This is a genomic window from Undibacterium sp. Di24W, from assembly GCF_049340325.1.
Lineage (GTDB): Bacteria > Pseudomonadota > Gammaproteobacteria > Burkholderiales > Burkholderiaceae_D > Undibacterium.
The window spans coordinates 280,926-300,416 of record NZ_JBMPOP010000005.1 but is presented as its reverse complement, the minus strand read 5'-3'; the positions used below and the strand labels follow the sequence as shown (position 1 = coordinate 300,416).

15 protein-coding genes are annotated in these 19,491 nt (G+C 47.6%); 9 read left to right on the top strand and 6 right to left on the bottom strand.

The window, feature by feature from the left end; all coding sequences use genetic code 11:
• The 3 genes from ACO0KZ_RS12855 to ACO0KZ_RS12845 all read right to left on the bottom strand — a co-directional run bounded on the left by ACO0KZ_RS12855 (position 1) and on the right by ACO0KZ_RS12845 (position 5,203).
• Entirely contained in the window at positions 1–2,679 is a 2,679-nt protein-coding gene (locus tag ACO0KZ_RS12855; RefSeq protein WP_422995759.1) for a GNAT family N-acetyltransferase, read from the bottom strand.
• A gap of 64 nt (positions 2,680–2,743) precedes the next feature.
• A complete protein-coding gene (locus ACO0KZ_RS12850) occupies positions 2,744–3,679 on the bottom strand; it encodes a histone deacetylase family protein (protein WP_422996049.1) in 936 nt (311 codons plus the stop codon).
• Positions 3,680–3,835: 156 nt separating this feature from the next.
• A complete protein-coding gene (locus tag ACO0KZ_RS12845) occupies positions 3,836–5,203 on the bottom strand; it encodes a DUF3422 family protein (protein WP_422995757.1) in 1,368 nt (455 codons plus the stop codon).
• Positions 5,204–5,586: 383 nt separating this feature from the next.
• Here ACO0KZ_RS12845 and ACO0KZ_RS12840 point away from each other — a divergent pair, with 383 nt between their 5' ends.
• Entirely contained in the window at positions 5,587–6,102 is a 516-nt protein-coding gene (locus tag ACO0KZ_RS12840) for a peptidylprolyl isomerase (RefSeq protein WP_422995755.1), read from the top strand.
• Positions 6,103–6,292: 190 nt separating this feature from the next.
• Positions 6,293–6,790, top strand: coding sequence for a GNAT family N-acetyltransferase (locus ACO0KZ_RS12835; RefSeq protein ID WP_422995753.1), 498 nt, complete (start codon positions 6,293–6,295; stop codon positions 6,788–6,790).
• Between the two features lie 15 nt (positions 6,791–6,805).
• Here the strand turns inward: ACO0KZ_RS12835 and msrA are convergent, their stop codons facing one another.
• Entirely contained in the window at positions 6,806–7,342 is a 537-nt protein-coding gene (gene msrA, locus ACO0KZ_RS12830; RefSeq protein WP_422995751.1) for a peptide-methionine (S)-S-oxide reductase MsrA, read from the bottom strand.
• Between the two features lie 162 nt (positions 7,343–7,504).
• Between msrA and ACO0KZ_RS12825 the strand changes: the two genes are divergently transcribed.
• The 6 genes from ACO0KZ_RS12825 (at position 7,505) to ACO0KZ_RS12800 (ending at position 15,134) form a co-directional block, all read left to right on the top strand.
• Positions 7,505–7,759, top strand: coding sequence for a hypothetical protein (locus ACO0KZ_RS12825; RefSeq protein WP_422995749.1), 255 nt, complete (start codon positions 7,505–7,507; stop codon positions 7,757–7,759).
• 73 nt (positions 7,760–7,832) lie between these two features.
• Positions 7,833–9,188 (top strand): hypothetical protein, encoded by a 1,356-nt coding sequence (locus ACO0KZ_RS12820; RefSeq protein ID WP_422995747.1) that lies wholly within the window; start codon positions 7,833–7,835, stop codon positions 9,186–9,188.
• 97 nt (positions 9,189–9,285) lie between these two features.
• Positions 9,286–10,011 carry a hypothetical protein gene (locus ACO0KZ_RS12815; RefSeq protein WP_395010993.1) on the top strand — a complete coding sequence of 242 codons (726 nt, stop codon included), beginning with the start codon at positions 9,286–9,288 and terminating at the stop codon, positions 10,009–10,011.
• A gap of 144 nt (positions 10,012–10,155) precedes the next feature.
• A complete protein-coding gene (locus tag ACO0KZ_RS12810) occupies positions 10,156–12,984 on the top strand; it encodes an ATP-binding protein (RefSeq protein WP_422995745.1) in 2,829 nt (942 codons plus the stop codon).
• Positions 12,985–13,147: 163 nt separating this feature from the next.
• Positions 13,148–14,593 (top strand): DUF3667 domain-containing protein, encoded by a 1,446-nt coding sequence (locus tag ACO0KZ_RS12805; RefSeq protein ID WP_422995743.1) that lies wholly within the window; start codon positions 13,148–13,150, stop codon positions 14,591–14,593.
• Between the two features lies 1 nt (position 14,594).
• Positions 14,595–15,134 carry a DUF1697 domain-containing protein gene (locus ACO0KZ_RS12800; protein ID WP_422995741.1) on the top strand — a complete coding sequence of 180 codons (540 nt, stop codon included), beginning with the start codon at positions 14,595–14,597 and terminating at the stop codon, positions 15,132–15,134.
• A 9-nt stretch (positions 15,135–15,143) separates the two neighbouring features.
• Here the strand turns inward: ACO0KZ_RS12800 and ACO0KZ_RS12795 are convergent, their stop codons facing one another.
• Complete coding sequence (locus ACO0KZ_RS12795; protein WP_422995739.1) at positions 15,144–16,016, bottom strand: ATP-grasp domain-containing protein; 873 nt, start codon at positions 16,014–16,016, stop codon at positions 15,144–15,146.
• Positions 16,017–16,583: 567 nt separating this feature from the next.
• Here ACO0KZ_RS12795 and ACO0KZ_RS12790 point away from each other — a divergent pair.
• On the top strand, positions 16,584–18,485 hold the full coding sequence (locus ACO0KZ_RS12790; RefSeq protein ID WP_422995737.1) for a M20/M25/M40 family metallo-hydrolase: 1,902 nt from the start codon (positions 16,584–16,586) through the stop codon (positions 18,483–18,485).
• 151 nt (positions 18,486–18,636) lie between these two features.
• Here ACO0KZ_RS12790 and ACO0KZ_RS12785 read toward each other — a convergent pair whose 3' ends face one another.
• Positions 18,637–19,491 (bottom strand): SPFH domain-containing protein, encoded by an 855-nt coding sequence (locus tag ACO0KZ_RS12785; RefSeq protein WP_422995735.1) that lies wholly within the window; start codon positions 19,489–19,491, stop codon positions 18,637–18,639.

Here is a 19,491-nt window from a genome sequence, read left to right as displayed (position 1 = left end):
TTATAGTGCTTTCACGCACAAACGAAAATCCGGATCTTCTTCGTATTTTTTGACTTCAAAATCAAGACTACGCATCAGTCTGATCATATTGTGATTATTGTTCAGCACCAGCCCCTCAATGTAAGCAAGGCCACGACTACGCGCCATCTCAATGATCGATAACATCAGTCGCGTACCTAGTCCTTGTCCGGCAAAATCATCGGCGATCAATAAGGAAAATTCACAGGTACTTTTATCCGGATTCGTCACATAACGTGATACACCGATGATCTTTTCTATTTCGCTGAAACTACCATCATCATGCGGTACACGTTCGCGATAAATGGCCACCAAAGCCATCTCTCTATCGTAGTCAATCAAGGTGAATTTCGCCAACATGCGGTCCGATAGCTCGCGCATTGACGATACAAAACGGAAGTAACGACTTTCAGGCGAAAGCTTACGTACTAGTTCCTGTAACATTTCAGCATCGTGCGGATGCAGCGGTCTGACCGTGTATTTACGACCATCGCGCAATGGCCATTCCATCTCTTTATCGGAGGGATAAGGTGAAATCGCCAGATGCTCATAGTTACCAGGCTCCGCGGGCGAATGATCCACCACAATACGCGCATCGACCACCAGAGCACCGTCCTCATCGACGATGACAGGATTGATATCCATTTCACGTAATTGCGGCAAAGCACATACCATTTCCGAGACACGCAGCAGTATCTGTTCAAGCGCGTCGCGATTGACTGGTGCGGCACCGCGCCAAGCACCGAGCAAATCAGCGCTGCGTACCCTATCGATCAGACGATGTGCCAGGAATTGGTTTAAGGGCGGTAACTCAATCGCACGATCAGCGATCAACTCTATCATCACGCCACCGACGCCAAATGAAATCACTGGACCAAATAATTCATCGGTAGTGATGCCGATAAAAAGTTCGCGTCCCAATGGTTTTCCCGACATATTTTGCACGGTGACGCCATTAATCTTGGCATCGGGACGCAGTTGCACTACCCGCGCCATCATGTCCTGCCAGCCATCGCGGACACCTGCTGCACTCGCTATATTTAAGACCACACCTTGCACATCGGATTTATGAGGAATATCCGCAGAGTCAACTTTCAATGCAACAGGGTAGGTCAATTGGTTAGCAACCAACATCGCTTCAGTCGCGCTGCGCGCCAAGATCGTTTTGGTCACTGGGATATGGAATGCCGATAGCAAGGCTTTCGATTCCATTTCCGTCAACACTTTGCGTCGCTCGGCCAACACGCTTTCTATCAAGATACGCGCGCCCTCTAAGTCAGGTTTCGCCAACTGAGATAAGGGCGGAGGTACCTGACGCAATAATTGCTGGTTGCGATGAAATAATGAAACATGATTAAAGGCATCAACCGCCGCCTCTGGCGTACGGAAACTAGGTATACCGGCCTTAAACAAAATAGTTCTGGCGGCGGTAACTTTCTCATCCCCCATCCAGCAGCTGATCAAAGGTTTACCGACAGTGGCCTGCAAGTCAGCCAAAGCTTGCGCAATCGCACCAGTATCAACCCCTGCAATTGGTGACAAGATGACCAAGATGCCGTCGATCTCCAAGCTATGGGCACAGGCAGTCACGGCAGCACGATAATGCGCTGCATCGGCATCTTGTGATAAATCGATCAATTCATCAATCACCGCAAACGGTGAGATTTTCTTACTCAAATCCTTCACGACATCGACCGACAATTTCGCCAATTCCAGGCCGACTTCATTGACATGATCGGCAGCTAACACTGCGGGGCCACCGCCGTTAGAAATCACGGCCAGACGTCGCCCCATAGGCAAATATCGAGCAGACAGACATTTGGCAGCAGCGAACAACTGCACCATAGAATGCACACGTACTGCACCAGCGCGCTGCAATGCCGCATCAAAAATCGCGTCACTACCAACGATATTGCCTGAATGCGTCAACGCAGCTTTTGAACCTTCCGGTTTGCGTCCGGCTTTTAACACTATCACTGGCTTAGAGTTCGCGGCAGCCCGCAATGAGCTCATGAAGCGACGAGCGTTACTAATACCTTCCATGTAAACCACAATGGTTTGTGTATTCGCATCGTCCGCCAGATAATCAAGTACTTGCGCCAGATCCACTGACGTATTCATACCCAAGGACACCACGGCCGAAAAGCCAACGCCATTCTTTCCAGCCCAATCTAAGATAGAGCTGGTTAGTGCACCCGACTGCGACACCACAGCCAGACTGCCAGGCTGCGCCAGTTTGCCTAAGGCGCTGGCGTTCAAATGCAATTTTGGACATTGAAAACCCAAGCTATTCGGGCCTAGCAAATAAATCTCATGCTCTTTAGCAATGCCATGCAATTTCTTCGCCAGAATAGCGTCAACGCCTATCGACAAAATAAGAGCGGCACGACACTGAATGCGGCCGGCGACTTCCAACGCCGCCGCCAATTGATCAATAGGCAGCGCAATAATCGCCAGATCAGCACGCGATGCGGCGAGATCACCGAGCGTGCCTTTCATCGCGATATCAAGATAGGTAATGTTGCCCTGGTATTCTTTGCTCTCTAAATGCTGCAACAAAACCCGCGACATCGGCGTGAGTTTTTCAGACTGCTCGCGATTACCGCCAAACACCACGATAGAGCGCGGCGCAAACAAGGACGAAAGATAATGTTTATTCATAGGACTTCCCGTCTTGAATGACGAAACAAAAAAGTAAATGGAGCGAACTTACGGTTTATTGACTTTAGTCCGCACCTATCAGCACGCGCACGTGCGCCGCCGCACTGCGTCCCAAAGAAGACAAATCGTATCCACCTTCTAGGCAAGACACGATACGACCTTGTGAATGACGTTGTGCTACTTGAACGATCTGCTTAGTCACCCATGCATAATCGGATTCCACCAAGGCCAGATTACCCATATCGTCTTCGCGATGGCCATCAAAACCAGCAGAAATGAAAATCATCTCAGGTTTAAATTTCTCTAATGCGGGCAGCCACACATCCGTCACCGCCTGACGAAAGACATCACCGCCAGAGCGCGAAGGCAAACCGACGTTGACCATATTCGATCCCATAGGAACATCACCACAAAATGGGTAGAGATTTTTTTCGAAGATGGAACACATTAAAACACGGGGATCGTCGAACAAAATATCTTCACTGCCATTGCCGTGATGCACATCAAAATCGATCAAGGCGATACGCTCGATGCCATGATGCGCCATTGCATGCCGCATGCCAACGACGACATTATTAAAGAAACAAAAACCACCAGCATTGCTACGCTCCGCATGATGTCCAGGCGGTCGGATATTACAAAAAGCGACAGGTGCCTGCCCTGAAGCCACCAGATTCGCCGCCATCACCGCGGCACCTGCCGCACGTAAAGCGGCTTGGTAAGAAAATTCATTGATATTGGTATCAGGATCAATTTGTACGTGCCCACCTTGCGGCACACGTTGCGCGATCTCAGCAAATTCTTGGAGGTAGCTGGCACTGTGCACGCGCGCCAATTGTTCAGTCGTGGCTAGGGGAGCATCCAGCTGATTCATGTAGTCGAGCAGCCCCTTTATCAAGAGTTGATCGTTTACCGCGCCCAAACGTTCCGGGCATTCAGGATGGTGATTCCCCATGTCATGTTTTTGGCAGTCGGTATGCGTGATATAGGCGGCTAACAAATCGTAAACTCCTGTATGAGGGCGGAATAGAGCGGAATAGAGCACAATGGACTGGACTAAGCTGATCAATTCTAGACCCATGCGTGCATGCAGTAAAGCAAGACTCACATGGTTTTGTGCTTGATCAAACGATTGGTATGCTGCCTCTAAAAAACCTTATTTTTTACTGGCATGCATCGTCTTATGCATGCGTCGCAAACCTAGCCAGACGGCGCCCAAGACCAGCGGCACCGCGATACCAACAGCCGTTTCGGTATGGGCTATCCAACCAAACTCCTTCGCCGCTTTAGCCACATAGCCGAACAAGCCAATCACGTAGTAGGAAATCGCCGCAACCGACAAACCTTCTACAGCCTGTTGCAAATGTAATTGCTGGGCAGCGCGGGCGTTTAAGGATTGCAAAATTTTTCTATTCTGCATTTCTTGTACGATACCGACCCGGGTTCGCAGCAAGTCATTAGTATTGGCTATACGTCGTGCCAAGGCTTCTTGACGATTCGCGACTGCATCACAAGTATTCATGGCAGGTGTTAAACGTCTGTCCATAAACTCGGCCACCATGGGCAAGCCCTCAATGCGCTGCTCGCGCAGTTCCTCAATACGAGCGTGCACTAAACCGAAATAAGCTTTAGATGCCGAGAAGCGATAGTTATTTTCGAGTGAGAGTTTTTCAATACGCGCGGCCAGATGCGTGATTTTTTCCAGCAGATGCCGTTCGGAGTCACTTTCCTTATCCAAGCCCTGCTCACTCAGAGCATGATCCGCTTCGACCATAGTACTAGCCAAATCGACCAAGGCACTTTCTATCGCATTTAACTGGGGCGTCGTACGCTGGGCAAAAGGCAATCCCAGCAGCGCCATCATGCGATAAGTTTCTATTTCTAAAATACGCTGCGCCAAACGCCCAGCCTGTTGCGCCTGCATGTCCACATCGCGAATCACAAAGCGACTAAAACCATCGGCCTGCACTACAAAGTCTGACCAAAATTCACCGCCTTGCATGACGCGACTTCCCGCCAAAGCATGTCCTTGAAACAACTGCCCCACCTCTTTAGCAAACGCTTCTTGAGACAAAGGGCGATTGTCTAAAATTAAATGCGCGGCGACTAATACTTTGCCTTGCAAACTATGCAACCACGCTTCAGGAATCCGTGTAATGGGCATCTGCGTCAGACAGCCTTCCAAACTGCGGGCATCACTCTGATCGGCGAGCTGATGCTGTGCAAAAGTATAGGTAGCAAATTCAGTATGACATTCCCATTTCAAACGAAAAGGACCAAAGTCAAAATAAAAATATTTGGCGTCTACAGCAGGAGGGCTCACTCCGAAATGCGAACACAGTGCCAGCAAGAGAGCATGTTGCTGTTCATGCGCGGAGACATGCACGTCAGTCTGCAGATCAGAGTAGACCGCCAAATGCGACAGTAATTCTGGCGCATGCAATTTCAAAAACGGTCGCGAGTGAATTTCTGCCGCCAAAGGCACGCGCAGATGATGATTCAATTCAAAAAAATGCATAGCCATAATGAAGACTCAGGAAATTAAGAAAATCTTTGCTGAAATAAAGCACACATCAATTAATCCTAATGTGCATGTTATTGCCAATTCGTTGCAATCCTTAGCTTAAGGTGTCTGCACACGTAGCTTGCCGTGGCCGTCTTTTTGAGAACTTAATAATCACCAAACGGGCTGTGATGAGCCGGATTCGAGAAATGATTGTAACAAAGTTGTGTGAAACTGGTATGACCAGTCGGTCGGGCACCTTATCCAAAAGATAAAATAGGCCGCCACCTAGCAAATCGACTAGCAGCATCCATCAATAAATGATGCGCAGGTGCTGGTAAAATGCAGGTCTGTACAGCCAATTGCCTTCAGCAAGCGCTGTTTTTCATCTCAAAGAGGACACTATGACCCAACTCAAAGCCATCATGCAAACCAACAAAGGCACGATCAACCTGGATTTATTTGCAGACAAGACCCCAGTGACTTGCGCTAGTTTTGTGAACTTGGCACAACATGGTTACTACGACGGTTTAAATTTCCACCGCGTCATTAACGATTTCATGATCCAAGGCGGTTGCCCAGATGGCACTGGCGCTGGCGGCCCAGGCTACCGTTTCAAAGACGAATGCACTAGCGATTTACGTCATGACAAAGCAGGCATTTTGTCTATGGCGAATGCGGGCCCTGGGACAAACGGCAGCCAATTTTTCATCACCCACGGTCCAACACCGCATTTGAATGGCAAACACACAGTGTTCGGTGTGGTCGTCAGTGCAGACGACCAAAAAGTAGTCAACAGCATCGTCAAGGGCGATGTGATCGAAAAATTGACCATTGAAGGCGACACTACAGAATTGTTAGCATCACAAGCTGAATTAGTCGCGAAATGGAATGAAGTTTTGGATTCCCGCGCTGCGTAATATCGGCGAGTAGTTTGGGCAACGAAGTTGGGCGGCTAAGTTTGACTGCCAAGTCCAGAAACATCATGAGCCCGACAGTTTTTGTCGGGCTTAGTTTAGAACAGCTGCAAGCTACACAAAAAATAAGCGTGCATTCTAATGAACTTCCGCACATACAACTCAATTCATACCAAAGAACGCATTGTTCCCAATGATAACAATACGCCCAGCTACACCTGATGACTTCGAAAAAATCTGGCCCATCTTTCACGAGATTGTTAGCGCTGGTGAGACTTACACCTATCCGCCAGATACCAACAAAGAACAAGGATTTCAGTTGTGGATGACCTTACCCCGACAGACTTTCGTCGCTGAAGAAGATGGTGAAATTCTAGCGACTTACTTTATCAAGACTAACCAAAGTGGCGGTGGTGATCACGTTTGCAATTGCGGTTATATGGTGTCATCACAAGCCCGTGGACGTGGCTTGGCAAGTTTGATGTGCGCGCATTCACAGAACATCGCCAAAGAACTCGGCTATCTGGCGATGCAGTTTAATTTTGTGGTATCTACGAATGAAAGCGCGGTGCGTTTGTGGACGCAATGTGGCTTCGACACCGTCGGCCGATTACCTAAGGCTTTTCGCCATCCAATGCATGGACTGGTGGATGCCTTGGTAATGGTTAAGTGGTTAGCTGAACAAAGTTGACTTCACATCTTCAGACTAAATCAATTTATCCACAAACATCTTACGTGCCTTCGCCACTTTCGGTGCTACCACAACCGAGCAATAGCCTTGCTGTGGATGCTGGCGGAAATAGTTTTGGTGGTAAGCCTCAGCCAAGTAGAATTGCGGTGCCATGCTTAACTCGGTAACGATGGGATCATCCCAAATACTGGTCATTTTCTGCATGATTTCTTGTGCAATGTGCTGTTGATTTTCATCGTGGTAATAAATCACAGAACGATATTGCGTACCACTATCAGCGCCTTGGCGATTAAGCGTCGTCGGATCGTGAATTGTGAAAAAAATATCTAAGATGTCGGCATAACTAATCAAGGCCGGATCGAAACGCAAACGCACCACTTCTGCATGTCCGGTCGTACCGGTACAAATTTGCTCATAGGTCGGATTGTGAATCCGACCACCACAATAGCCTGACTCGACGCTGCTAATCCCGCGAATCTGTTGGAACACCGCTTCAGTACACCAAAAGCAACCGCCGCCTAAAGTCGCGGTTTGCAGTGTTTGTTCGTTCATGGCTATCCCTTCTTTGTTAATAGTTAAATCACATCGATTGATCAGAGCAAAGCTTTTTTGATTAATTTGAGCTTTCTTTTTTTTATTTTCATTTTTTGTGAATTCTGATAAATTCTTACGAAATTACATAATTTATTGTCAACTACACTACGAGCATACTAAATGAAATCTAAATTTGATTTTCGACAAGCAAGCATATACGCATTATCAGGCTTCTTGTCGGCAGTTCTATTAGGATTGGCGGGATTTTATCAAGGTTCATTAAATTGGACTTATTTCCTAGTCTTCTTTTTCGTTGGGCTTGGTATGCAGAGGTTTGTTACTGGCATTTTCGACATGATTTTCCCCCTCCAAGCAAAGCAAGCTGATCTCAAATATCTTGAAAACAAAGCGATTGTTGCAGATTTTTTCAAGTAGTCGCAAAACAACAATCACTTTTTAGTATTTTTCTGCCAATACTCAAGCCGCCTTCAAGCAGGTAAAATGCGGCATGCAAAATTTTGACGACGAATCCATAGTAAGAATAGAAGACGATTTATCCGATCAGAACGATTTAAGTCTCAAGTCTTACTTCAAATCCAGCTTAACTCCCGACGATGTTGTTGCCCTCGCCCCTTTGCGGCGCGCCCAGCCTATGCTGCAAGCGTTTACCGCATTATTCCACGGCGGTATCAACAGCGTCTTAATGCGCCTGCTGGTACTGCGCGAATTGACCGCGGATGTCGATTCGCCTTCGCTCAGTCGCGCCGATATCAATGCTAAGCTCGGCTATTTGGAACCAGAAGCGCTCGAAACCGTGTTGACGCGTCTGCGCAGCACGGGACTTTTGGTCTGGGATCCCAGTCAATCGGTGTATCGTATTGCCCCGATGGCGCGCAATGTCTTAGCAGCGATTGAATCCCTGATTCAAGTTGAGCAACAAGACGATCCTTCTGAAGTCAGTTACATGCTGACTCAAGTCGCAGGTGCACAAGCCGTCGGTGGCGTGTCGGTCGAGCAGTTACATCACTTACTTGGTCGCTTGATTGAATTGACCGAAGAATTCTCAGATGCGATTGCCTCAGGCTCAGAGTTCCAACTGCGCACCGCCCAGCAAAAATGGCATACCGCCTGCGATTGGGTAGAAAAAGGCTCGCAAATTATTCATGCGATCACCAATGATAGCCGCGCTGACTCTGCAACCCATAGAGCGGCACAGGCGATTGGCCGAGCGCAAAGTGCACTGCTGAATATGCAAGGCATGTTCTCACGCGCTTTGAATCAGATCGAACGTCAACGCGTCCATTTGGGGCAATCGGGTTTATCCACCACCGATATCAAGATGTGGTTACTACAGCGTGAAGATTTAGCTTCGCTCGCCGATGGCGCTTTATCGCATCCCGTGACACCGCACTTCATTACGCCGTCTGAAATGATCGACGTAGCGGAAAGCGAATTGCTCAGTCATCGTAATTCAGCGGTCTTAGGTGTATTGCCGACCGGTGAAAATGCGCCATCGATTGCGAATGATAATAGCGAAGCTTTGTTAGAGCTCGATCATTGGTTAGATTTGCTCGGCAAGATTGATGGCAAGTCCTACGATCCAGAGACCAAGAAACATAAACCGCTACAAGATTATTTATTGCCCGCCAGCTTCGCGATTGCCTCCTATCGTGCTTCGCTATTGCCATTGATTGGCGATGCGAATGAAGCCTCATTGCAAGGTGCAACGGCGATCTTGGCACGCTTACCTTTGACGTTTAGTTCCAAAGACAAAATGCAGAAAGTCTCTGATCCGCATGTGGCGGCGATATCGGTGGCGAGCTTGGTGCCTTTGGAAAATTTGCAGAGCAAAGCCGATGAATAAAATCACATTTGCCGCAGAAGACGCAAAGTACGCAGAGACTCAGACCTCTGCGCTCTCTGCGCCTCTGCGGCTATCGTTTTTTAAATAGAGAAATTCCATGACTGAAGACGCACAAATCCTTATCGCCCGTTTGTTGGCGCATCAGACTTTACGTCGTGAAGACAAGTTAGTAAAACGCGCGCTATCCGACGAAATTTTCCGTAGCGACATCGACACACGCCTAAAAGCTTGCGGCATGAAGTTTGTTGATAATGTGTATGCCGACCATGTGACCTTGGCACTGACACGTGACAGTGAATCCAAAGTATTCGGTACCAAAGACACCTGGCAGAACAATAATTTCGGCTTGGCCCGCGATGGCGTTGCCTTATTGGTGGTGTTGTGGTCGCTCATTATTTTGCCGAAACGCGAACGTCAAGAAGCACATCAAATGGCACAAGAAGACCAGAACGATATGTTCGGCAAAGAAAAACCATTGCCACGCGCGGAAGATACCTCGATCGGCATTTCCTACCGCACTTTGCTCGCTGATTTTGGCGAGAAGCTGGGCAAGAAAACCCGTATGGATATGAATCTCGGCCAACTCTCGCGTCTGGGATTTATCGAGCGCAAAATGGATCTGATTATGGAAGGTCCATTGCTCGATTTGCTGATGGATACCGATGCCTTAAAAGATCGCATTATCAACGGCGCGTTGTCGGATATTTTCCATATTCCTATGCCACGCACACCTGCGGTGATCGAGGCCGAGCGTTTGGCGGCTGAAGAAGCCGAACATGCATTGACAGAAGAAGTAAAACCGTCCGAACAAAATACAGAATAAAAGCATGAACCGCAGAGGCGCAGAGAAAGTTCTCAAAAATCTCTGCGTTCTTTGCGCCTCTGCGGCTCGCCTTTGATTTTGATTCAAAGTGATCTCATAGAAGCAGTACCCACAGCACAAAAAATTTTCTAAAGAAAAACAATTATGTTTCACATCAAATCACTAGAACTGGTTCATTGGGATTACTGGCAACGGATTAAAAACATCCCGCTCGACGCCAAGATCATTACGATTGCTGGACAAAATGGTTCAGGTAAAACGACGCTGCTCGATGCTTTACGCACGCTGTTTGGTCTGGAGTGTTCTATGGGACGTTCCTACAAACATTATGCACGCCACTCCGGTCAACAAACTGCGTGGATACGCGCGGTGGTGGACAATAGCGCGGTTGGGCCACAGATCTCGAACCGCCCTTTCCGCATGTCGGGCTTATACGAAGATGAAGTCACGCTGTTCTGCAAAATCGAAAAAAACGGTGGTGACTGGAAGCGTCAATACTTGATGCGCAGTGGCAAAATCGAGATTGAAGAAATACAAGAAGCCAACGACTGGCTGGGCGTCGAAACCTATCGCAAACGTTTATCCCACGCTGGTCTATCCACTGCGATGGGTAAAGTGCTAGCGCTCGAACAAGGCGAAACCGATAAGCTGTGCGAATATGCACCGCGACAATTGCTCGACTTGGTGTTTCAGGTGTTCGGCGATAAAGAAGTCTTGGATGCCTACGACGATGCGAAACGTCATCAACGCGATACCGAGTCTGAACTGCAACGCTTTGAAACCGAACTTGAAGGCGCCAAGACCAATCTGGAAGGCTTGCGTTTAAAAGTCGCGAACTTCCATCAATGGGAAAGTCTGAATAAAGAAAAGCGCGATTTGCAGGAAGAAATTTTACCGACTCTGCAATATCACGAAGATCTAGAACGTGCATCGGCAACCAGCCAGGCATTACGCGCCAGCAAACGTTATTTAAAAACACAAGACGAAGCCTTATCGGAACGTCGTCAGGCCTTAGCGCAACAAGCACAAAATCACAGCGAAGCACAGCAAACTGAAGCGGCATTAGAAGCCGAAGAATCCAACTTACGTGAAAAACTCGCACAGGTAAATGCTAAGCTCAAACCGCAAGAAAGCTTACTAGAACAAAAAGCGCGTTTGCAAAAACTCGCCGCCGAAGCCGATGCCGACATCGCGAATATCGCCGATGAATTAGAAAAAAAAGAAGAAGAGCTCGCCCAGCAAAAACAAGAACGCGATGCATTGACTCAACGCATTGCCGGCGATATGGAAACTATCTCGGCACTGCAAGGCAAAGCGAGTTTGCCCGATCCAGAAAACGTGCGCCAAATGCGCCGTGCTTTGAATGAAGCGAATATCCCACACAGCATGTTGCCTGAGATCGTTGAAGTCACTGACGCCAAATGGCAAGGTGCGGTCGAAGGTGTGTTGCGTGGTTACACCTCGGTGATTTTGCTCGACAATGCCAGCGACGCTAGCGCTGCCTATCGCATCGGCGAGAAGCAACGCTATAGTCACTTTATCGTGCCAGATCGCGTCAATGCGCCCGTGGTGAAAAACGATAGTTTATTGTCCGTCCTGAGTTTCAATGCCAAAGCGCCGGCTTGGCTGATCGAACAGTTGGAACGCATAGAAACCGTCGACAGTATCGATATCGGCATGAAGCTGCACAAGTCGCAAGAATGGATTACGCCGGATGCGTATCATTTTGAACGTCGTGGTGGTCGCTCTCTCTTTGTTGAAGTATCACGCTACCGTTTTGGTAATGCAGGTCGTACCCAACGTTTAGAGGCTTTACAAAAAGCGCTGCCGCGTTTGCAGTCACAAGAAGATCAACTCACGATCAAGATCAGCAAACTCGCTGGTGAAATCTCTTCCTACAAAGCACGCCTAGCCGGTGTCGATGCCGCCAAAGAATTGAGCGCACGCCATGCGGAGTTTGAAGAAGCATCTCGCAATACCCAGCCACTGAAACAACAGCGTATCGAAGTCGGTACCCGCCTCGGTGAGATCGCACCTTTACTCAAGGCAGCAACCGAACAACGTACCGTCGCGCATCTGAAATGGGAACAAGCGAAAGCCGCCATTGCCGACGCAGAATCTCAACAACGTGTTTCAGAAAAACGCCACGCCGAAGAACGCAAAGCGCAATTCGAAACCCTACGTAACATGCGCAACACCTGGCACACACTGCCACTCAATTGGAAGCGTAGTTCGCATCGTAAAGAGCTGGTGGCAGAACATGAGAACGTTCATCAAATCGAATTACGTTTGCGCAGCCTCGGTAATAATTTAGCGCGCGATGATTGGGAAACGGATTCCACCGTCGTCGATCAATACACGCGTTTGAATAATTTACTGCAAAACCGTCAGGCTGAAACAGACGAGCGCCGCTATCAAAACAATCGTGCGATGGAAGCGACCGTGAATGCACGTGCAGCCTACATGGACAGATTGCGTTACACGATTAAGACCTATAGTAAAAACATCAAACAATTGGGTGAACTTGCAGGCATTGAAGTTCATACCGACCCGGTCAAGCTAGAAAACGATGATGTGATGTTGTCGCAAGCAGGTTTGCATGTACGCTTTAAGTTTGACGGCAAAGGTCCTATCGGCATGAACGACGGTGAAGCCTCCGGTGGTCAGCAGGTGATGAAATCTTTGATCCTCTTGATCGGTTTATTGAAATCTGAAGACGGCTCCGGCGGTTTCGTATTTATCGATGAACCTTTCGCGCATTTGGATATTCGGAATATTCAATTAGTCGGTGAATTCTTGAAAAATACCGACGCACAATATCTGATGACAACGCCGTTGACGCATAACACTGACGTCTATGATCCGTCGGAATTGACGCTGATCACCAGCAAGAAGAAGAAAGACACCGAATGGGCACAGCCGATTTTTGTCTTGCAGCGTCGGGTGGAAAAAGTCAAAGATGCAAGAGCGTAAGAGATAAATCCAAGTTAGCCACTGTAAGTCAGCGACGGTTGTCTAAATAAAAGCGAATCAGCATCCAATGCAGATTCGCTTTTTTTACATTTTCATCCATGCTTTTCTTGAGACTGAGGGCTTAATCAGGCACAATCTGTGCATCAACAGAACGGGGTAAGTCATGGGAATTGAGCTCAGTGGTGCAGGTGAAGCATTAACGGCAATCGTGGTCAGCAATGAAGTCAGCAATCATGGCGGTGGGAACACCGGAGACCAATCGGATTCCCATGCACACAACAATTGTGCTAACTGCGGTACACAATTGACTGGCGCGTATTGCCATGCTTGCGGTCAATCCTCGCATATACATCGTTCATTGTTGCACATGGTAGAAGAAGTATTGCATGGCATCTTTCATTTTGATACCAAAGCCTGGCGCACGCTTCCCGCATTGATTTTCAAACCAGGGCATTTAACCAAACAATACATAGAAGGCAAGCGCACGTCCTTCGTGTCGCCGTTGGCTTTGTTTTTGTTTTTGATTTTCCTGATGTTCTTCGTTTTCTCTTACACGATGAACGGACCCAGCAATGACATGCTGAATATTCCTGATACACGTGAAGATGTCGTAAAGGAATTATCGAGGACCCAAGCCGCACTGACCCAACAATTAGCTGAGCAAGTAAAGCAAGGGCCGCATGGTTCTGAGGCCCTCGATTTACGTGAGGAGATCAGCGATAGTCAATTTGAGATTAGGAAACTGCAAGATGCGCTGAATAAGTTCGATGGCAAGGAAAGAGATATATCCGCATTAACGCAGGAGTTTGCAAATGCGGAGAAGAATTTAGATGCCCTGCGAAACACCGAGCGTGAACAAAAACTAGCGCAAAAATTAGCAAAAAAGACTCAGGCAAGCGCTGCAACTGAAGCGAGTTCAGAACCGAATCTTGAAACAACCGATAGAAGCGCAGCAGGCTCGCAGGCCACATCCAGCGATTCCTCGAGTAGCACGGTTGCTGAAAAAAAACTCGCCCCTGAGGAACTGAAGCAGAGTATTCGCATTGCAGAACGTGAGGTGAAATACTTGAAGAAGCAACTTGTTGCAGACAAGAAGAATGAAGAAAAAGGCTTACTGAAGCAAAACATCAAAACTCAATTTAAAGATTCAGATGGCGCAAATATTAACTTTAATGATGCTTCTTACTTCCCCTACGTTGGAGAGGCGATAGAGCACGCCACCAAAAACCCAGAACTGACACTGTATAAGATGAAGAAAAATGCATCGGGACTGGCCTTTTTACTGATGCCGATCACTCTGCCCTTCTTGTGGCTATTGTTTGCTTTCAAACGTAAATATGTGATGTTTGACCATGCCGTATTTTCGCTCTACTCACTGTCATTTATGTGTATTTTGCTGACGATCGTTGCAATACTTGCCAAGTTTGATTTCAAGGGTACAGCAACGTTTCTATTCCTACTGGCACCGCCGATACATATGTATGCACAGCTCAAGCATGCTTATAGTTTAAGCAGACTAGAAACACTCTGGCGCACACTTGCCTTACTCTTCATCGCACTGATTTCACTGACAGTCTATGCGAGCCTGGTTACATTACTGAGCGCATAAAATGACGAATAAGCCTAAGCCATCGACCTATATCGCCTTACTACGTGCGGTCAATGTCGGTGGCACTGGCAAGCTACCGATGAAGGATTTAACCGCAATGTGTGAATCCCTGGGCTTTGGCGAAGTGCAAACCTACATCGCCAGCGGCAACGTTATATTTAGCAGTGATCAACCAGCTGCAACATGTCGTGCTTTGTTGGAAGCAGAATTGCATCATTATGCCGGCAAAGCGATCACGGTTTTTTTGCGTACACCTGATGAACTTGCCGCGATACTCGATGCCAATCCCTACTCAGATAAAGCACCGAATCGAACTGTAACGATCTTCCTTGATGCAGCACCCGATGCCAGTGTCATTGCCTCCGCAAAAGGACGAAAAGAGGAAGAGATCGCACTCGGCAGCCAGCATCTGTATGTGTATTACGGCGAGGGCATGGCGAGTTCCAAATTAGTGATTCCAGCTGCCAGCCACGGTAGCGCACGCAACATGAATACCATTGCTAAGCTTTTATTGCTCGCCGAAAAACGCCGTCTGCGGTAACAATACAGTCTAGACTGAGATTCTCTTTATGATCGCCTGTGCCAATAGTGTGGCCGCATGCGGTGCCAATTCCAAAAATAATTCTGGCTCCAGCAACTCCAGCTCCATCAGCAAAAACTGACCGCCACGTATAACGCCATCAACCCTGGCATAGCACGGCATACTAGGCAAGGCTCGCAGAATTTTCTCTGCTTGCGCAATCAATTCCGGTGATGCTTGCATCGCTTCGACGCTGCCACCGTGATCCGACTGGACACGAAAATCACCTGGTTTGGCGCGCTTGATCAAGGCATGGCTATATTCACCATCAAAGAAAACCAGTGACCATTCGCCATCTTGCATAATTTCAGGCATAAAGGGTTGTACTAAGAAATCTTGCTCCAGCCGCCACTGATTGAAATCATTTTCATATTTAGCGGTGTGGCCTGCTTGCACGCGCAGAGTACGCCAAGCACCGGCCGATTGCACTGGCTTGACCACGATCTCATTGGTCTGCATCGCAGCCAATAGTTCGTCAAGTGAACGCTGATCGTCTGGCTTTAAACAAATACTGGGAATCAAAGCAAGTCCAGCACTCTGCAATTCGAATAAATAGTTTTTGTTCAGATTCCAAAGCAGCGTGTCTAAGTCGTTCACAACCTTAAGCTGCAATTGCGCGAGATGCTGCAGCCATTTCAAAAACGCTGGTAACTTTTCGTGATAGTCCCAAGGGCAGCGAATCACGATGGCATCGTACTTAATCCAATCCAGATCAGGCGCATCCCAAACACAGATACTGACTTTCATACCCAAGGCCTCTAACGCAGGAAGCAATAATTGCTCGCCACCGAACAAGTTGGGTAACTCAGCACTGGTAACTAAAGCGATGTGGTAACTTTTCATACGACTTGTTTCCTCTCGATGGCATAGACCATCATGATACAGAATAAGGTTTGGCGTTGGTGTGCCGCAGTGTGATGGATCGTGCAGGTCATGTAGTTAGATACCACTTTCAAGAAATAATACTAATTACATTTAAAAACAATTCAGTACGGAAATTACTTCTTCAAATATATTAATACCAGACAAAATTTACCACACATCAAACCCTACCTAAAACAGTAAATTGCTTTTACTTTTTTAAGCACAATATCGTATAAATCAAGCTATTTTTACACGAACTACATAAATCGAAGGACATTCTATTTTCTGCAAAAGATTCTTCGGTTTGCTACTAAATAATCATTTATCTAGCCGTAAGAAAAATATCTATTAACTTTCCGTTAACGCCTTTCTCTGCTCTACTCATTCAAGATTGCCTTTCACTTAATACCTGCCGAAAGATCAGGCCCAGTGTCTGCTCCTCGCTTACACAACGAGGGCACGAAGACAATCAAGCTCAAGTAATTGAGCCTCATAAATCAAACCAAATTTGCTATCAAGCAAATCGTCTAAAACAGGGAGAATGACATGCAACAGAGAATACTATCGGGTTTAGTGTTGGGCTTAGTCCTGGCGGTTACTAGCAGTGTCACGATACAAGCGGGTGAGAAAAAAATCTGGATCACCATCGGTGACAAAGCCTACCAAGAATTAAAACAAATTGCTCCTAACACGATACTTAGCGAAAGTCGCCTAGTTGAATCCGGCACTGCAGGTTTCAGCATTCAAGAAACAGTCCGTCTAGTACAAGTGGAGCAATCTGCGATTCAAGCCTTGTCAGGTGCGATTCATGAGAAGCTTAAGCGTTGTGGTGGCTTTATTGAACATAGTAGTGAAGCCGTCGGACGTATGGCGCTGGGCAACACGGCGGCGGGTTATTCTCCAGCACCGGCAATCGCTAGTCTGGCACCGTCTTATGTCATCGACAATCAAAGCACAGTCACGCCATTGCTGACCCAAATGCAAGCGACCAACATCGGACAAACCATCGTCGATTTATCTGCTTTCGTGAATCGTTATTACACTACGACAGGTGGTGTGAACGGTTCCAATTGGATCAGAGATAAATGGCTGGCCTTGGCAAATGGTCGTAGCAACGTCACCGTCGAGCAATTCACCCATGCCGGTTTCCCACAGAAATCCGTTATCATGACCATGCAAGGTACGGACAATGCTTCTGAAGTTGTAATTCTCGGTGGTCATTTAGATTCGATCAATACTGCAGGCACGACAGAGACCACGAAGGCACCCGGTGCAGATGATGACGCATCAGGTATCGCCAGCCTGACCGAAGCTATCCGTGTCATGCTAGCCAGCAATTACCAGCCACGTCGCACCATCAAATTTATCGCCTATGCGGCAGAAGAAGTGGGGCTAAAAGGTTCCGCAGAGATCGCGAAAAAATTCAAAGCGGATGGCGTCAAAGTCATCGGTGTCATGCAGCTCGACATGACTAACTACAAGGGTTCTGCCAAAGACATCTATCTTTACACCGACTACACCAATGCGGCACAAAACAGCTTCGTCAGCAACCTGATCACCACTTATCAACCGACTCTGACAATTGGCAGCGATTCATGCGGCTACGGTTGCTCTGACCATGCCTCATGGCATGCACAGGGCTATCCGACTTCCATGCCATTTGAGACCGCAATGAGCGAGAGTAATCCTAAAATCCATGGCGCTGGCGATACTTATGCCAACATGGGTAGCCAAGCAAATCATGCGCTGAAATTTGGTCGTCTTGCGACCTCATTTGCAGTAGAACTCGGCAGTGATGGCCCAGCTTTACCCCCAAGCACGATCTCTCTGACGAAAGATGTATCCGTGGCGATAGCAGGCGCCGCCGATGCGCAAACTAATTACAGCTTCGTCGTTCCTAGCGGCGTCAGCAATTTGACTTTCAAAACCTCTGGCGGCACAGGCGACTTGGACATCTATGCGCAATTAGGTAGTCTGGCAACGCCCACCAGCTATTTACAAAAATCAGACGGTGCGAATAACACAGAAACCATTACCATCGCAGCGCCAACAGCAGGTACCTACTATGTATTGACCAATGCAGCCAGTGCAGTCAGTGGTGCTTCATTGATAGCTAGCTACCAAACCACTAGCAGCGGCAATGTGTTGACCAGTGGCGTCGCAGTCAGCCTCGGTAGCGTGGCACTCAATGGCACGAAGACTTACACCATCGTAGTACCTAGTGGAAAAAGCTCTCTGACCTTGAAGCTATCTGGCGGCACAGGAGATGGCGATTTATACGCCAAATTGGGAGCAGCACCAAGCACAACGACGTATGATAAAAAGTCAGATGGCGCGACCAACGCGGAAACCATCACCTTCAGCGCTCCACAAGCAGGTACTTACTATGTTTTAGTAAAGGCTTATGCAGCAATGAATGGCGCCAGCTTATTGGCGACCATACAATAAGCTAGCAATGTAAGTTAATACGCACACAAAAAAACGCCCAATCAGCATCTTTGCTGATTGGGCGTTTTTCTTGGATTAAACTTTTTTACATCACAGTGCTAATTTAAAACGCTTCAAGCCTAAATTGCTATCAGCTTCTTGATCAATCACCTTATTTATTCACATTCACCAAAGGCGTAGCATTTCCCAGCAACACCGTATTCCCCGCCTTACTTGCAACTGCAATTGCCGCATCACGATGAATTTCTGCAAGACGCAATTCCTTCAACGCCGGCGTCAATGATTCACTAATAATTTTATTAGCTTTCGCTTCGCCTTCGGCTTGCACGATCAAACGTTCCGCTTCGGCGCGAGCCAAATCCACTTCTTTCAATTTCTTTTGAATCGCTTGATCGGTTTCTGCGCGTTGACGTATCGCCGCTTCTATCGCTGGATCAGTTAACAGATTGCGTACGTTGACCGCGGTAATCAGGAACGCACCTTTATCATTCGCATCTAGTTCGGCTTGTAAGCTGGCACGAACCATTTCAGCCAACTCCGTGCGTTTGGTATGCATCGTTGTTGCATCAAGCTGGGCGATCGATTTGTACACGGCTTCACGCGCTTCACGTGACACGCGGCTATATGCCATCACCAAATCGCTAGTGCCATCTTTGACCACCTGCTTATGTTGCACGACATCGCCCTGATACTTAGTGTACAAAGCTGGAATCGCAGCTGGCATAGTCTTGAAATAAATATCGATATCAACATCCTTCATCGTCAAGTTGTCGCGACTCTTTGGTGTCATATCCTGCAATTGAAAATTCACCTCTTTGGCGGTAAATTCATCCACTGTTTTAAATACGGTGAAATACACACCGGGCGGCAAAGCGTCTTTACCAACTTTACCTAAAGTCCGTTCGACACCTACATTACCAGTGTCAATCTGAGTACATCCAGTCAACAATGCAGTCAATAAAATCACAATGAGTGGTAAATATTTTGAGGTAATTCGTTTCATCAT

Excerpts from the sequence above, each read along its gene's own strand:
- ACO0KZ_RS12845 (WP_422995757.1), bottom strand. The coding sequence starts at position 5,203 with ATGGCTATGCATTTTTTTGAATTGAATCATCATCTGCGCGTGCCTTTG.
- ACO0KZ_RS12840 (WP_422995755.1), top strand. The coding sequence starts at position 5,587 with ATGACCCAACTCAAAGCCATCATGCAAACCAACAAAGGCACGATCAAC.
- ACO0KZ_RS12790 (WP_422995737.1), top strand. The coding sequence starts at position 16,584 with ATGCAACAGAGAATACTATCGGGTTTAGTGTTGGGCTTAGTCCTGGCG.
- ACO0KZ_RS12855 (WP_422995759.1), bottom strand. The coding sequence starts at position 2,679 with ATGAATAAACATTATCTTTCGTCCTTGTTTGCGCCGCGCTCTATCGTG.
- ACO0KZ_RS12785 (WP_422995735.1), bottom strand. The coding sequence starts at position 19,491 with ATGATGAAACGAATTACCTCAAAATATTTACCACTCATTGTGATTTTA.
- ACO0KZ_RS12825 (WP_422995749.1), top strand. The coding sequence starts at position 7,505 with ATGAAATCTAAATTTGATTTTCGACAAGCAAGCATATACGCATTATCA.
- ACO0KZ_RS12810 (WP_422995745.1), top strand. The coding sequence starts at position 10,156 with ATGTTTCACATCAAATCACTAGAACTGGTTCATTGGGATTACTGGCAA.
- ACO0KZ_RS12835 (WP_422995753.1), top strand. The coding sequence starts at position 6,293 with ATGATAACAATACGCCCAGCTACACCTGATGACTTCGAAAAAATCTGG.
- ACO0KZ_RS12800 (WP_422995741.1), top strand. The coding sequence starts at position 14,595 with ATGACGAATAAGCCTAAGCCATCGACCTATATCGCCTTACTACGTGCG.
- ACO0KZ_RS12805 (WP_422995743.1), top strand. The coding sequence starts at position 13,148 with ATGGGAATTGAGCTCAGTGGTGCAGGTGAAGCATTAACGGCAATCGTG.
- ACO0KZ_RS12820 (WP_422995747.1), top strand. The coding sequence starts at position 7,833 with ATGCAAAATTTTGACGACGAATCCATAGTAAGAATAGAAGACGATTTA.
- ACO0KZ_RS12815 (WP_395010993.1), top strand. The coding sequence starts at position 9,286 with ATGACTGAAGACGCACAAATCCTTATCGCCCGTTTGTTGGCGCATCAG.
- ACO0KZ_RS12795 (WP_422995739.1), bottom strand. The coding sequence starts at position 16,016 with ATGAAAAGTTACCACATCGCTTTAGTTACCAGTGCTGAGTTACCCAAC.
- msrA (WP_422995751.1), bottom strand. The coding sequence starts at position 7,342 with ATGAACGAACAAACACTGCAAACCGCGACTTTAGGCGGCGGTTGCTTT.